The organism is Paraburkholderia unamae, assembly GCF_003096875.1.
GTDB lineage: Bacteria > Pseudomonadota > Gammaproteobacteria > Burkholderiales > Burkholderiaceae > Paraburkholderia > Paraburkholderia unamae.
In genome coordinates, this window is sequence record NZ_QEOB01000008.1 from 141,740 (window position 1) to 156,165 (window position 14,426).

Annotated in this window: 13 protein-coding genes; 8 read left to right on the plus strand and 5 right to left on the minus strand. The window is 63.7% G+C overall.

What is annotated here, in order from left to right; all coding sequences use genetic code 11:
- Positions 1–2 precede the first annotated feature (2 nt).
- Positions 3–836: an ATP-binding cassette domain-containing protein gene (locus C7402_RS18150; RefSeq protein WP_116611695.1), complete on the minus strand. Its 834-nt coding sequence runs from the start codon at positions 834–836 to the stop codon at positions 3–5.
- A 17-nt stretch (positions 837–853) separates the two neighbouring features.
- Positions 854–3,058, minus strand: a complete 2,205-nt coding sequence (locus C7402_RS18155; protein ID WP_116611536.1) for a TonB-dependent siderophore receptor — start codon at positions 3,056–3,058, stop codon at positions 854–856.
- Positions 3,059–3,315: 257 nt separating this feature from the next.
- Here C7402_RS18155 and C7402_RS18160 point away from each other — a divergent pair, with 257 nt between their 5' ends.
- Positions 3,316–4,131: an AraC family transcriptional regulator gene (locus C7402_RS18160; RefSeq protein ID WP_116611537.1), complete on the plus strand. Its 816-nt coding sequence runs from the start codon at positions 3,316–3,318 to the stop codon at positions 4,129–4,131.
- Between the two features lie 82 nt (positions 4,132–4,213).
- On the opposite strand, the gene C7402_RS18165 is transcribed toward C7402_RS18160, so the two are convergent.
- Both C7402_RS18165 and C7402_RS18170 read right to left on the minus strand, forming a co-directional pair.
- Entirely contained in the window at positions 4,214–5,797 is a 1,584-nt protein-coding gene (locus C7402_RS18165; protein ID WP_112172355.1) for an isocitrate lyase, read from the minus strand.
- A 375-nt stretch (positions 5,798–6,172) separates the two neighbouring features.
- Positions 6,173–7,135: a helix-turn-helix domain-containing protein gene (locus C7402_RS18170; protein ID WP_116611538.1), complete on the minus strand. Its 963-nt coding sequence runs from the start codon at positions 7,133–7,135 to the stop codon at positions 6,173–6,175.
- A gap of 95 nt (positions 7,136–7,230) precedes the next feature.
- Between C7402_RS18170 and C7402_RS18175 the strand changes: the two genes are divergently transcribed.
- The gene (locus C7402_RS18175) at positions 7,231–8,478 is read left to right on the plus strand and encodes a DUF1479 domain-containing protein (RefSeq protein WP_116611539.1); all 1,248 of its coding nucleotides are present in this window, start codon (positions 7,231–7,233) and stop codon (positions 8,476–8,478) included.
- Positions 8,479–8,606: 128 nt separating this feature from the next.
- Here C7402_RS18175 and C7402_RS18180 read toward each other — a convergent pair whose 3' ends face one another.
- Positions 8,607–8,834 (minus strand): hypothetical protein, encoded by a 228-nt coding sequence (locus C7402_RS18180; RefSeq protein ID WP_244314871.1) that lies wholly within the window; start codon positions 8,832–8,834, stop codon positions 8,607–8,609.
- 397 nt (positions 8,835–9,231) lie between these two features.
- On the opposite strand from C7402_RS18180, the gene C7402_RS18185 reads away from it, so the two are divergent.
- From C7402_RS18185 to C7402_RS18210, 6 genes are all read left to right on the plus strand, one after another.
- Entirely contained in the window at positions 9,232–9,516 is a 285-nt protein-coding gene (locus C7402_RS18185) for a hypothetical protein (RefSeq protein WP_116611540.1), read from the plus strand.
- Between the two features lie 375 nt (positions 9,517–9,891).
- A complete protein-coding gene (locus C7402_RS18190) occupies positions 9,892–10,992 on the plus strand; it encodes an ABC transporter substrate-binding protein (protein ID WP_116611541.1) in 1,101 nt (366 codons plus the stop codon).
- A gap of 45 nt (positions 10,993–11,037) precedes the next feature.
- A complete protein-coding gene (locus C7402_RS18195; RefSeq protein WP_116611542.1) occupies positions 11,038–11,931 on the plus strand; it encodes a branched-chain amino acid ABC transporter permease in 894 nt (297 codons plus the stop codon).
- The gene (locus C7402_RS18200; protein WP_116611543.1) at positions 11,924–12,811 is read left to right on the plus strand and encodes a branched-chain amino acid ABC transporter permease; all 888 of its coding nucleotides are present in this window, start codon (positions 11,924–11,926) and stop codon (positions 12,809–12,811) included. The genes C7402_RS18195 and C7402_RS18200 overlap by 8 nt, the downstream gene beginning before the upstream one ends.
- Positions 12,808–13,599, plus strand: a complete 792-nt coding sequence (locus tag C7402_RS18205) for an ABC transporter ATP-binding protein (RefSeq protein WP_112172347.1) — start codon at positions 12,808–12,810, stop codon at positions 13,597–13,599. Before C7402_RS18200 ends, C7402_RS18205 begins: the two co-directional genes overlap by 4 nt.
- Positions 13,596–14,315 carry an ABC transporter ATP-binding protein gene (locus C7402_RS18210; RefSeq protein WP_112172346.1) on the plus strand — a complete coding sequence of 240 codons (720 nt, stop codon included), beginning with the start codon at positions 13,596–13,598 and terminating at the stop codon, positions 14,313–14,315. Before C7402_RS18205 ends, C7402_RS18210 begins: the two co-directional genes overlap by 4 nt.
- Positions 14,316–14,426: the final 111 nt, after the last annotated feature.

Consider the following 14,426-nt stretch of genomic DNA (forward strand, 5'->3'; position numbering starts at 1 on the left):
GGTCAGCGCGCCACCGCAATGGGGCTGCCGCCATGCGGGTGCGGCACGATATCCATGGGGACGCCGTAGATCGCTTCGAGCACCGGGCTTCGCATCAGCTCGGCGGGCGTGCCTTGCGTGAGCAGCCGGCCGCCATGCAGCGCGACGAGTTCGTCGCAAAAGCGCGCGGCGAGGTTGATGTCGTGCAGCACGATCACGACGCTCAGGCCGTGTGTGTCGGCGAGGCTGCGCAACAGGCGCAGCACGTCGATCTGGTGTGCGATGTCGAGCGCCGAGGTCGGCTCGTCGAGCAGCAGGCACGAGGCGCCTTGCGCGACGAGCATGGCGAGCCAGACGCGCTGACGCTCGCCGCCCGAGAGATGCTCGGCAAGCTGCGCGGCGAAACGCGCCGTATCCGTCACGCGCAACGCCTCGTCGATCATCGCGCGATCCTCCGCGCGCAGGCGGCCCAGCGCGCCATGCCAGGGATACCGGCCCAGCGCGACGAGCTCGCGCACGGTCATGCCCGCGGCCTGCGGCGGGTGCTGCGGCAGGTAGGCCACACGCCGCGCGAACTCGCGCGCGGACCAGGCGCCCAGCTCGCGGCCCGCAAACCGCAGCGAGCCGCCCGAGGGCGCCTGCTGGCGCGCCAGCAGCTTGAGGAGCGTGCTCTTGCCCGAGCCGTTATGGCCGATGAGCGCGATCATGCGGCCCGCCGTGAGCGAGAGCGAGAGCGGCGCGAGCAGCATGCGTGCGTCCGCTTCGAATGACACGCCCTCGATCTCGTACAGCGCGCCGCCCGCGCGCTCGCGCGGCTGTCTCGCATCGTCGAGAGCGGGCGCGTGGGTTGCCTGCATCGAACGCATCGCTTGCCTTACCAGCGATAGCGCGCGGTCGCGAGCACCTCGACGCCGTCGCCGTAGGTGCAGGTGTTCGCGCTGAAACAGGACGCCACGTACTGCCGGTTGAACAGGTTGGTCCCGTTGAGCGAGAGCAGCCAGTGACGGCCCGTGTCGTAGTGAATGGCGGCGTCGATGAGCGTGACCGACGGCACGCGGATCGTGTTCGACTCGTCGTAGCTCGAACCCAGGTAGCGCACGCCCCCGCCGAACCCGAGGCCGCGCAGCGACCCGCCGTGCAGCGTGTAGTCGATCCAGGCGGCCGCGACGTTGCGCGGAATCCCCCACGTCGTCTTGCCCTGCAACGGGGTCGTGCCGCCGTCGATGGTCGTGGCCGAGTCGTTCGAATCGGTCGTGACGTTGTTCAGATAGGTGTACGAAGCGGTGATATTCAGGTCGTCGGAAAGACTGGCCTGACCCTGGAGCTCGAACCCACGTGCGCGCACCTGGCCCGCCTGGGTGCTGAAGCCGGGGTTCGCCGGGTCGGACGTGAGCACATTGCGCTCGCGCAGGTCGAACACCGAGGCCGTGATGAAGCTGTTGTAGCCGCGCGGCTGGTATTTCACGCCCACTTCGTACTGCTCGGCCGTGGTCGGCCTGGCCGCCGAACCGTCGGCGAGCACGCCCGCCTGGGGATTGAACGACTTCGCAAAGCTGGCGTAGGGTGCGAAGCCGTTGTCGAACAGGTAGACGAGACCGGTGCGCCACGTGAAGGCGCGCGCCGACTGCGACGTGTACGACGCCGTGACCGGATTGTTGTCGTCGGACGAGGCCCAGTCCTGGCGCACGCCGATCAGGAAGCGCCACCTGTTCCAGGCGAGCTGGTCCTGTGCGTACACGCCAAACTGGGTCATGCGGATGTTGTCGTCCGAGGTGGCGTTCGGCATGGCCACGCTCTGATAGACCGGCGCGAAAGGATCGAGCTGCGGCGCGGCGCCGAGGCCCACGCGCTCGCGATAGAGCACCCGCTGATAGTCGAAGCCGAAGAGCGCCGTGTGGCTGACCGGGCCCGTCGAGAATTTCGCCTGGGCCTGATTGTCGACCGTGAAGAACTTCGCGCTCTCGTCGTTGAAGAACGCGTAGCGGTTCAGCTTGGTGGCCGAGTCGTCGGAGAAGCCGTTGGCGAACACGTTCGAGAAGTCGTCGCGCACGTACGTGTAGCGCAGGTTCTGGCGGAAGGTCCACACGTCGTTGAACCGGTGCTCGAACTGGTAGCCGACCGAAGCCTGCGTACGCGAATGCGAGTCGAAGTTCGGGTCGCCGAGATTCGTGTGCGTCGAGATCCTGCCGTTCGGCGTCTCGAACAGGCTCCCCATCGCCGGCACGAAGTTGTAGTAGCCCACGTCCGGGTCGCGCTGGTACTTCGCGAGCACCGTGAGCGTGGTGTTCGCGTCCGGCTTCCAGGTGATGGCGGGCGCGATGTACACGTGGCTTTGCTTCGCGCCGTCGACCTGCGTGTCGTTGCGGTTCGCCGTGCCCGTCAACCGGTAGGAGAGCGAGCCATCCTGGTTGATGGCGCCGCCAAGGTCGAAGCCGCCTTCCGCGCGATTGTGGCTGCCCGTGGTGAAGAACACCTCGTGAACCGGCGTCGTGGTCGGCTGCTTGCTCACCAGATTCGCGACGCCGCCGGGGTTGGCCTGACCGTAGAGCACCGAAGCCGGGCCGTGCAGCACGTCGATGCGTTCGAGCCCGTAGGGATCGAACGCGGGAATCGCGTAGCCGAAGCTGATGTCGCTCGGTTGCCGCGCGCCGTCGAGGAACTGCTCCAGATAGAAGCCGCGGCTCATCAGATAGGGCGCACCGGCCGCCGACGCGCCGCGGATCTCCGAGGTGACGCTCGCGGTGTAGCGCAGCGCCTCGGTCACCGTCTGGGCGTTCTGGTCGGTCATCTGGTCGCGCGTGACGACGGAAACCGACTGCGGCGTCTCGATGAGTGGCGTGTCCGTTTTAGTGGCAGTAACGGCCGTAATCGGCACATAACCGTCAGCGGTGCCGGTCGTGGTCTGTTCGCGCCGGTTGCTGACCTTGACGGCGGGAAGCTGCTTGCCCGCGTCCGTTGCGCCGTCACTCGCGGCGCCTTGTGCATTGTCATTGGCTGTCTGCGCCAGCGCGGCGCCACCGCCACCGAGCAGATAAAGCAGCAACGCGATGGCAGTCGTGCTGCCTACCCCGGTCTTCATGTGGATATCTCCATCGAGTGCAAATAATAATACAAGTCGGAATGATTCTCGTTAACAATGGAAATGCCATGTGAAGGACTCTTGGTGGTCCTCGGGACATTTGCCATGCGATGGGGACGTTCAGGCAGAAGACGGCTGGGCCGCTCAGGCGTTACTATAACTGCGGCATTCCGGCTTAGTCCGGACAACTTTGGCAATGAAATGGTCAATCATGGCAGATTGGATGTGAGATTGACTTTGAGACATTTGATACGGACATGAGCCAGCCCAAACTCCAGACTTTCGGGGCGCTGCCCGTGGGGCGCAAGGTGATCGCGCAGTCCATCGACTACGACGACGGCACCCACGAAATCGCTCACGTTCACCACCGCTCGCAGCTCGTCTACGCCACGACGGGCATCGTGCGCGCGGTCACGCCGTTGGGCCTGTGGATGCTGACGCCCGGCCACGCGCTGCTGATCGGCTCGCAGGTCGAGCACGAGCTGCATATGGTGGGCAAGGTGTCGATGCGCACGCTCTATATCGAACCTGAAGCGTTGCCGGCAAGCGGCGCCGAATGCCAGATGCTGACGGTCGACGCGCTGCTGCGCGCGTCGGTGCTCGGCATGTTCGACCCGGCGCTCGATGAAGATGTCGGGAACGGCTCCGGCGCGACGGACACGCGCGAAACGCTGCTGGTGCCGCTGATCCTGCGGCTTCTGGCGCTTGCCTGCGCGCGTGCGCCGGACAAGCGGCTGCCGCTGCCGGCCAACCCACGCCTGCGCCGGATCTGCGAGCGCCTGATCGCACAACCGGCGACCAACGACACGCTGGACGACTGGGCCGACGAAGTGGGCGCGAGCGCCCGCACGGTTGCGCGGCTCTTTCGGCAGGAAACGGGCATGACGTTTGGCCAGTGGCGCGAGCAGTTACGCCTTGCCGAGGCGATGTCCAAGCTCGCGGTCGGCCATCCCCTGGCGCGCATCGCACAGGACCTGGGCTACGCGGACGTGCGCACGTTCTCCTCGATGTTCCGGCGAGCGTTTGGCAGCACGCCGCAGCAGTTCCGGCAGCACGTGGGCGAAGCGGATTGAGCTCCCCACCTCATGCGTTCCCGCCGGATAAAAAAAACGCCAACCCATTCGGGTTGGCGTTTTGCTTGCAGCAGGACAGGTATCAGAACTGGTTCATCGTGTTGTCTTTACCTGCCGCCTTCAGGGCCGCTTCGCCGCTGAAGTATTCCTTGTGGTCGTCGCCGATGTCCGAACCGGACATGTTCTGGTGCTTCACGCAGGCGATGCCCTGGCGGATTTCCTTGCGCTGCACGCCAGCCACGTAGCCCAGCATGCCCTGGTCGCCGAAGTATTCCTTGGCCAGGTTGTCGGTCGACAGCGCGGCGGTGTGGTACGTCGGCAGCGTGATCAGGTGGTGGAAGATACCCGCTTCGCGCGCCGCGTCGGCCTGGAAGGTGCGGATCTTTTCGTCGGCGGCGGCTGCCAGTTCAGTCTGATCGTATTCCACGCTCATCAGTTGGGCGCGGTCGTAGGCCGACACGTCCTTGCCTGCGGCCTTCATCGCGTCATACGCCTGCTGGCGGAAGTTCAGGGTCCAGTTGAACGACGGGCTGTTGTTGTACACGAGCTTGGCGTTCGGGATGACCTTGCGGATCTCGTTGACCATGCCTGCGATCTGGGCGATATGCGGCTTTTCGGTTTCGATCCACAGCAGGTCGGCGCCGTTTTGCAGCGAGGTGATGCAGTCCAGCACGCAGCGCGCTTCGCCCGTGCCGGCGCGGAACTGGAACAGGTTGCTCGGCAGGCGCTTCGGACGCATCAGCTTGCCGTTCTGCTTGATGACGACGTCACCGTTGCCCAGTGCATCGGCCGAGATTTCGTCGCAGTCGAGGAACGAGTTGTATTGGTCGCCCAGATCGCCCGGCGTGTGGGTCACGGCGATCTGCTTGGTCAGGCCGGCGCCCAGCGAGTCGGTACGGGTCACGATGATGCCGTCGTCCACGCCCAGTTCCAGGAAGGCGTAGCGGATCGCGCGCACTTTGGCGAGGAAGTCCTCGTGCGGCACGGTGACCTTGCCGTCCTGGTGGCCGCACTGCTTCTCGTCCGACACCTGGTTTTCGATCTGGATGCAGCAAGCGCCCGCTTCGATGAACTGCTTGGCCAGCAGGTAGGTGGCTTCCGCGTTGCCGAAACCGGCGTCGATGTCAGCGATGATCGGCACGACGTGGGTGACGTGGTTGTCGATCTTGTCCTGAATGGCGGCCTTGGCGGCCGCGTCCTTCGCGGCGTCCAGCTCGCGGAACAGGCCGCCCAGCTCACGGGCGTCGGCCTGGCGCAGGAAGGTGTACAGCTCGCGGATCAGCGCGCTCACCGAAGTCTTTTCGTGCATCGACTGGTCCGGCAGCGGGCCGAACTCGGAGCGCAGCGCGGCGACCATCCAGCCCGACAGGTACAGGTAGCGGCGCTCGGTGCTGTTGAAGTGCTTCTTGATGGAGATCATCTTCTGCTGACCGATGAAGCCGTGCCAGCAGCCCAGCGACTGGGTGTACTTCGACGGGTCGGCGTCATAGGCGGCCATGTCGGCGCGCATGATCTTCGCCGTGTACTTCGCGATGTCCAGGCCCGTCTTGAACTTGTTCTGGGCGCGCATGCGAGCGGCGGATTCGGGATTGATGGCATCCCACGCGCTGCCTTGTTTCTCCTTCAAACCGGCAACTGCCTTGATGTCGTCTTGATACTGGGCCATGAGTCTCTCCTGAGAGCTAAGCGCGATTGATCGAATGATTCAGCTTGCCGCTGCGTATGTCGAAGCGAACTGCATGACTAAATAGTAGCGATGTTTGAGACGCGCGGGCGATGTCTTATATAAGACATAAGAGTTTATTTTTCGTTATTTTTCAATGAGATACGCATCTCTTTTTGCGATGCAAAACAGGTTTTCAAGCGACGAAAAGAGGACGCGGCGGAAATCCGCAGCGGATTCCGCAATGTGAAACGTGCTTTCGGGTGCTGAAGGGAAGGCCGGTGCGGCAGGCGCGAGCGACGATCGCCGGCGGGATGATCTTGCGGACGTCTGTTACGAAGACTGGCGCGCCAACGAATGCTCGCCGGATGATTGGATCTACGCGCGCCTGGCGGGTCCGCGGCGTCCCTTCGCCGCCGGTTTCGTCTCAAGAGAAGGCGAGCGCTCGGTGAGCGACGGCGAACTCTCGTTCCTCTCCCCGAAGAACTGCTGCCGATAGGCGACGGGCGTCATCTGCTTCGTCGCCTTGAACTGCCGGTTGAAGTTCGGGACGTTCGGAAACCCGCAGCGGGCGGCGATCACCGAGATCGGCACGGCGGTATCGGTCAGCATGCGGCACGCGTGACCGATTCGAACGCGGGCGATGTACTGGCCGACGCTTTCCCCGAGGTGCTGCGTGAAGTGCCTCGTCAGCGTGCGTTCGGACATCCCGGCGGCCTTCGCAAGCGTCGCGAGCTTCAAGGGATGCGCGAATTGCGTGTCGATCAACGACAGCACCCGGTTGAGCCGGTCCGGCCCGAACCCCGAGGTGGCGCCCGCGCGGGCGTCGAAGGCCACAGGCAGCGTCAGCGCCTGGGCGGGCAAGTCCGACAACCAGACGAGAATATCGAGCACGGCGGCCAGCCTTTCTCGCGCATTGGCCGATAGCAGCCGGTCCAGTTGCGCGCGCATCTGCGTGCCCGCGCCCTCCTGGAACACCAGCCCGCACGCGGCCCGCCGCAGCAGATTGCGCAGGTCGGCGTATTCCGGGCACAGATCGGCGAGCCGCTGCACCCACAAACCGTCGAACCAGACGACGATCGCCACCTGCGGCTGCGAAGGATTGATGGAGCGGTTCGACGACCAGGTGTGCGGCAGATCCGGCGGCACCAGCACCAGGTCGTCGTCGCCATAAACCGCGACCGTGTCGCCGATGTAGCGCTTGCCCTGACTGTTCATCGTCAGGGTCAGCTCATATTCGGGGTGATGGTGCCATTCGAACGGGATTTTCGGCAGCCGGCGGTTGTATACCCTGACCGAACAACGCTCACCGAATTCGACGTGCTCGTAGGCGGGTTTCATGGCTGGAAACGCAAAGAGGTTGTCCGGATTCTATCTCTTCTCCGGGGTGCCGGGCGCTAAGCTTTGGGGCACGACACACTATATGGAGACGCAGCATGGAATCCCTGCATATCGACGATCTACCGGCGGCCATCCGCGCGGTGAAGCAGCAACTGCGCGAGAGCCTTCCCGACTACCGGCAGGTATTCGAGCAGGTCGACGCCGAAATCAGGCGCAAGGTCGAGGTGATTGCGCGCGAGCGCGAGCGTGGCGAGCCGGTGATTCCGGAGGTCCAGTATGCGGATGTGGCGGCGGGGCGCGTGAGCGAGCAGGCGATCGCGGCGATCAAGGAGCGCGGCGCGTGTGTCGTGCGCGGCGTGTTCAGCCCGGAACGCGCCGCGGCATGGGACGACGAGATCGCGGGCTATGTCGAACGCAACCGGCTGGACGAGAAACTCGCGCACCGGGCCGAGGACAAGTTCTTTGGCACGCTCGCATCGAGCAAGCCGCAAATCTATGGCATCTACTGGTCCGGGCCGCAGGTGGAGGCGCGACAGTCCCCCGAACTCACCCGCACACGCGTGTTCCTGAACCGGCTCTGGAAGTGGGAAAGCGAAGGCCGGGTTCACTTCGACCCACAGAGCGTGCCGGCCTACGCGGACCGCCTGCGCCGCCGCCCGCCGGGCTCGGAATCGCTGGGGCTTTCCGCGCATTGCGACGGCGGCTCGGTGGAGCGCTGGCTCGACGAGAACTTCCGGCGCGTCTATCGCCACGTCTTCAGCGGCGACTGGCGCCGGTACGACGCCTTCGACGCGGCCTGGCGCCCGCAGGCGCGCGAGATCCGCTCCCCGACGGTGTGCTCGGTGTTCCGCACGTTTCAGGGCTGGACGGCGCTCACGCCGCAAGGGCCGGGCGACGGCACGTTGCAACTGGTGCCGATCGCCAACGCGATGGTCTATGTGCTCTTGCGCGCGCTCCAGGACGACGTCGCCGACGACGATCTGTGCGGCGCGATGCCGGGCCGCGCCTTGTCGATCAGCCCACAGTGGCACGCTCCGCTGCACGAGGCGCTCTCGTCCATTCCCTTGATGCAGGCGGGCGACACCGTCTTCTGGCACAGCGATGTGATTCACGCGGTGGAAGACGCCCATCGCGGCACCGGCTACAGCAACGTGATGTACATCGCGGCGGCGCCCGGCTGCGCGAAAAACGACGAGTACCTGAAGCGCCAGTTGCCGGCTTTCCTCAAAGGCGAAAGTCCGCCCGATTTTCCCGCCGATCACTTCGAAACCGGTTTTGCCGGCCGCGCGACCGAAGGCGATTTGACGGCGCTGGGCAAGGCGCAACTCGGCTTCGGCCTCTGACCTACTTACGTGGGGGAATGCGCGGGAGGCTGGGCGGCTCGACGGCGACTTGGCGCCGTCGAGCCAGGGGGACATCAGCCGCTTCGGCTGAAGGTGAGGGTGAGGGGCGTTCCTGTTGCGTTGCGTGCTTACGCGTTTGCGGTTTCAGGGCGCTTCCAGTGTGCGGTGGCTTGCTTGTCCGTTATCCGCACCTTCGCGAGCAGCGGCTTGTAGCCTCGCAAGATGACTTCGCTGATCGCGAGAAGCTCCGAGCGGAAGATGTCGCTGGTGAAGCGGCTACCGTCGGCGAACTCCAGCGAATAGCCATCGATCGGGCCCCATTGGCCTCGCGGTAACGGTTCGATATACACGTCCATCATTAGTCTCCATAGAATAGAAGGGGTAAGAGATTCAGTCGTTTTCAGTCTATCGCAGGAAAAGATGCGGCCATGGCTGCCATTCGTCTCGGATAATTCGTTGTAATTCAATGGCTTGTGTGACATTTTTCACGATGAGGGAAGAAGTCCTCCAATGCGCAATTGCGCAGCGGTAGCGGGGAAATGGCATTCCCACGCATTGGAGCCAGGTTGCACGATATGAAAGCGCGGGCCGGTTCGCGCGTACGCTTCGAGGTGTCGTGGGTCGCGGGTCAGGTGGTGCTTGACACCATCTTTTTTTCTGGTGAAAGTGTAGACACATGTGTAGGCTGAATTGAGCTGCATCGGGCTACATTGCGCGAACGAAAGAACCGGTACGACGGACAGGACGGACACCATGAAGCTCGCTATATACAGTGCGACTCACGCCTCGCCCAAGGCTCGTTCGCCACATACACGCAAAACCTGCAAAACCTGCAATACGCGGCAGGCGCCCACCCGAACCATCGCACACGACGCGCGGCGATTCATCAGTCCGTTCCCCGGCGCATACGGCACCGGCACTGCCAGCGAGACGCAAAGCGTTCCTGGTACCGCTTTCCTCGTGGCGCTGCTTGGATTGTCGGGCGTGCTCATGGGGGCGTTCGTCTTCATGCTTCACAGCGCCGTCAACGCATCCTGACGACGAACCCATTGTGAGTACAACAAGGCGGCTCATGACCCGACGATTCGCTCATGGCCGCCGCACGCCGCGACGTTCGGTCGAGCACCAGACTGGGGAAAACTAGAATACAAAAGTGTAGACAATCCGCTAGTCTGGAGACGTCGTGAGCCAGTGGGCTCCCCCTCTTTTGCATGTTGTGCAATGCCTCGCAGTGCCGCCAAACGCGCAGCGAGCCGCATGTTTGCTGGTTAGCCAGGAAGCCGGAGAAGCCTTGTTTGCAGGTCCTCTGGCCCCGCGTTCGAGTGTCGATGTTTTTATTGACATCGTTTTTTTTGCGCTAAATTGTCGACACTTGTGTAGTCTAATTTTCCCATCCGATGAAGGGGTGTCACCATGAAGTTTGCGAAAGAGCTGTGCATGAGCGTTGCAGCGGGCGCGTTGTTCTCCATGGCGGGCGTGGCGTCTGCACAGACGGTGTCGCTTGGCGCAGTGCTGCCCCTCACGGGGGCGAGCGCGTCGGTCGGGGACGATCAGCGGCGCGGCGTGGAACTGGCCGTCGAGCAAATCAACGCTCACAACGGCGTGCTCGGGCAGAAGCTTCAGGTCATCGTCGAAGACTCCGGCGGCGTGGCGGCAACGGCACTGAGTTCGGCCCGCAAGCTGGTGTCGGTCAACAAGGTGCCGGTGGTGATCGGCGAGTTCTCGTCGGGAATCACGATTCCCGTTGGGCAATACGTGGTGCAGCAGGGCGACGTGCATATCAACATTGGCTCGTCCAGCCCGCAGGTGCGCAAGATCGGCGATGGTTCGTTCAGCGTGATCGGCCTCGACGACCTCTCGGCGCGCTTCGCGGCCGGTGACGTCTTCGGGCAGAACCTCAAGGACGTCGCGTTCATCGCCCCGAATAATTCATACGGGCAGGGCGTCGCGAACGAATTCAAAAAGCGCTTCGAATCGCTGGGCGGCAAGGTGTCGTCGGTGGTGCTCTATAGCGAAGGGCAATCGACGTATCGTCGCGAGCTTCAGCAGATGTCGCGCTCGGCGCCGCAGGCCTATGTGTATAGCGCGTACGGGCAGGAAGCGGCGACCATCAATCGCGAGGCGTATGAGCTCGGCCTGAACAAGTCGAAGTGGTACGGCATCTACCTGACGATGTGCACGAGCGATACGACGCCCCAGGCCGCGCAAGGCCAGGAAGGGCTCGAAGTCGCCTCGATCGGCGATGGCGGCAAGGCGTATGAGCAGGCCTATCGCGCCAAATACAAGGAAGCGCCCAAGTCGTCCTTCGGCAGCTATGCGTACGACGGCGTGATGGTTGCCGCCGCCGCGATCAACAAGGCCGGTTCGGCCGATCCCGCCAAAATTCGCGCCGCGATGAAGGCCTTGGGGCCGTACAGCGGCGCGACGGGGACCATTGCGTTCGACGATGGCGGCCAGCGCAAGGACCAGCCCTACGACAAGGTGAAGTTCGATACGAAGGTCGTCACCCGCTAAGCTCGGCCGCGCTGCGTGCCAGCGCGGCTGGCCGAGGAGAACTCGATGCTGCAATTCATCATTGACACCCTGATACGCACCTCAGACATCATGCTGGTCGCCGTGGGCCTGAGTGTCGTCTACTCGCTGGTCAAGTTTCCGAACATCGCCCATGTGCAATACGCCATGCTCGGCGCCTTCATCAGCCTCGCGCTCACCCGCGTTGGCATGCCGTTCGTGCTGGCGCTGTTCGGCTCCTGCGTCGCGATGGGCGCACTCGCCGTGCTGCTGAACATGCTCATATTTAAGCGGCTGTTGCGCTCGGGCAGTTCAATCGCGATGATCGGCTCGCTGGCCATTTCGATGATTTTCATCGCCGTGGTGCTGGGGGTTGCAGGCTCGCGTCCGTTCCAGTACTCGGCGGGACTGTCGCATCCCATCGCCGTCGGCTCGACCACGGTATCGGTGGACCAGCTCACGTCGATCGCCTGCGGATTCGGCTGCGTCGGTCTCCTTGCCGTGCTGCTGTTCAAGACCAACGTTGGCCGCTCAATGCGCGCCATGTCGTCCAATGCCGCGCTTGCGGCGGCTACCGGCGTGGACGGCGCGCGCATCGTGAACGGCATCACGTTCCTGAGCGGCGCGCTGGCGGCCCTGGGCGGCACGATGCTTGGCCTCACGGAGTCCGTTCATATCGGCCTCGGGACCAACCTGTTGCTGCCGGTATTCGCCGCGGCGATTCTGGGCGGGCTGGGTAATCCGCTCGGCGCGGCCGCCGGCGCGCTGTTGATATCCATTGCGGAAACGCTGGTCACGAACCTCGATTTCGGATGGATGTTCGGGACAACCGATGTTTATGTGCCGATCACCTACATCAGCGCAGCGTCCTTCCTGATTCTGCTCGTTGCGCTCCTGTTCAAGCCCTACGGCATCTTCGACCGGGAGGTTCGCCGTGTATAGCTTCCTGTTGCACGTTGCGACGCTCACCTGCATTTATGCCCTGCTCGCGCTCGGGCTGAATCTCCAGGCGGGATTCACCGGACTCCTGAACTTTGGCTTCGTGGCGTTTGCAGGCGTGGGCGCCTATGCGTCAGCGATCACCTCATCGCTGGGCTATCCGGTTCCCGTCGGCATGCTTGCCGGTGTCGCCGTGGCCATGCTCGTAGGTTACGTCATGGCGCGGCTCGGCCGCAACCTCGCGTCCGACTACTGGGCGATCGCGACGCTCGCCGTGGCGGAGTTGATCCGCACCGTCGCGCTCAATGAAAACTGGCTCACGGGTGGTGCGCAGGGGATCAGCGGCGTGCCCGCGATTTTCGGGAGCAAGGCCGGCACGCAGTACGACCTTGCGTTCTTCCTGCTCGCATTGGCGATGGTGGTCATGGCGTTCTTCGCCTGCACGCGTCTGACGCGGGGCCGGTTCGGCCGCGCAATCCGCCTGATGCGTGAGGAACCCGCGCTCGCAACCAGCCTGGGCTACCAGCTCGTGCCGCTCAAGGTCAAGGCCACCGTCACGAGCGCCGCGATGGCTTCCGTTGGCGGTTCGCTGCTTGCGCACTACATGAGTTTTGTCGGCCCCGACTACATGCTTTCCTCCGAGACCTTCCTGGTCTGGACGATGGTGATGATAGGCGGCCTCGGGAACAACGTGGGCGTGATACTGGGCGCGTTGCTCGTCGAAGCAGTCTATAGCGCGGTGCCGTTTGTCAAAGACTACCTCGACATCAGCAGCGACATTGCGGGCGCGGTGCGGCTCGGCACGATCGGCGTCGTGCTGCTCATCTGTCTGATGGTCCGGCCCGGTGGCCTGGTTCCCGAAAAAATCCGGAGCGCAACATGAGCACGATGCTTCGCTTGCATGACGTGTACAAAGCCTTTGGCGGCAACCAGGTGCTGACCGGCCTGAACTTCAACGTGCGCCAGGGCGAAATTGTCGGCTTGCTCGGGCCGAACGGTTGCGGCAAGAGCACCGTCCTCAATGTCATCACCGGCTATTGCCCCGTCGATCGCGGCGAGGTGGAGCTTCAGGGCGAGCGCGTGAGCGGCATGGCGGCCCACCAGATTGCCGCAAGGAGCGTGCGCCGAACCTTCCAGCTACCGTCCATGCCGACGCGCATGACGGTCGAAGAGGTCGTGATGGCGGCGTCCACGCAAAGTCACGGTCTGTGGAGCACGCTATGGCGAACGGCAGCGGTCAAGCGGCTGGAGCAGCAAACGCGCGAGCGCGCGCGTCATCTTCTCGACGAATTGCTGCTCGCGAAAGTCGCGCACTTGCCGGCCGCCTCGCTCTCCGGCGGCCAGAAAAAGCTCCTCGGCATTGCCTGCGCCATGATGGAGCAGCCGGCGCTGCTGCTGCTCGACGAGCCGATGGCGGGCGTGCATCCCAACCTGCGCGCGGAACTCGTCACGACGCTCAAGCGCATCAACGCTCAGGGCATTACGCTCGTCATCATCGAGCACGACATGCACTTCATTTCCGAAACTTGCAGCCGTTGCATCGTGCTGGACAAGGGCAAGACCGTCGCCGACTGCCTGCCTTCTGAGCTCGAAAATCACGAAAGCGTGGTGGAGGCCTATCTCGGCAAGAAGCCGGGCGGGCAATACCAGGTTGCGGGAGCCATCGCATGATAGCCGTCAATAACGTCGTAGCCGGTTACACGCGGGAAGTCGACATCCTGCGTGGCATTTCCATCAATACGCGGCAACTGGAGATCGTGACCATCCTCGGCCCCAACGGCTGCGGCAAGTCAACCTTGCTCAAGACCGTTGCCGGATTCGTGCTGCCCCGCGAAGGCACCGTCACACTGGACGATGCCGACATCGGGCAAGTGCCGGTGCATCGCAAGGTGCGCAAGCACGAAATCGGCTTCGTCCCGCAAACCGACAACGTATTCGGTTCGTTGTCCGTATGGGAGAACCTCGTGCTCGGCGGTCAGTTCATGCAGGAGCGGGACCGCAAAGCGAGAGTGGATGAACTCTGCGGCGCTTACCCGGTGCTCAAGCGCAAGATCCGCGCCCGCGCCGCGAGTTTGTCGGGCGGCGAGCGGCAGATTCTGTCGCTCGCGCGTGCGCTCATGCCGCGCCCGCGCTTTCTGCTGCTCGACGAACCGTCCGCCGGACTCTCGCCCAAGATGCTCGGCGAGGTCTTCGACGCGATTGTCGAATTGCGCAACACCGAACGTATCGGCGTCCTGATGGTCGAGCAGAACGCGACCGAGGCGCTGCGCATTTCCGACCGGACCTATGTGCTCTCGATGGGACAGGTCGCGCTGGAAGGCAAGGCTTCTGAGCTACTCGCGAGCGATGAAATGCGCCGGCTCTATCTGGGTGGCAGGCCGCACTGAAAATGCGGCGGGCAGCGTGCTTTCACGCGCGCTGTCGTCGCGGGTATCGTGAAGCATTGGTTCGACGAAATCGGTTCGACCCAATCGGTTCAAAGGGACGACGGACGAGCG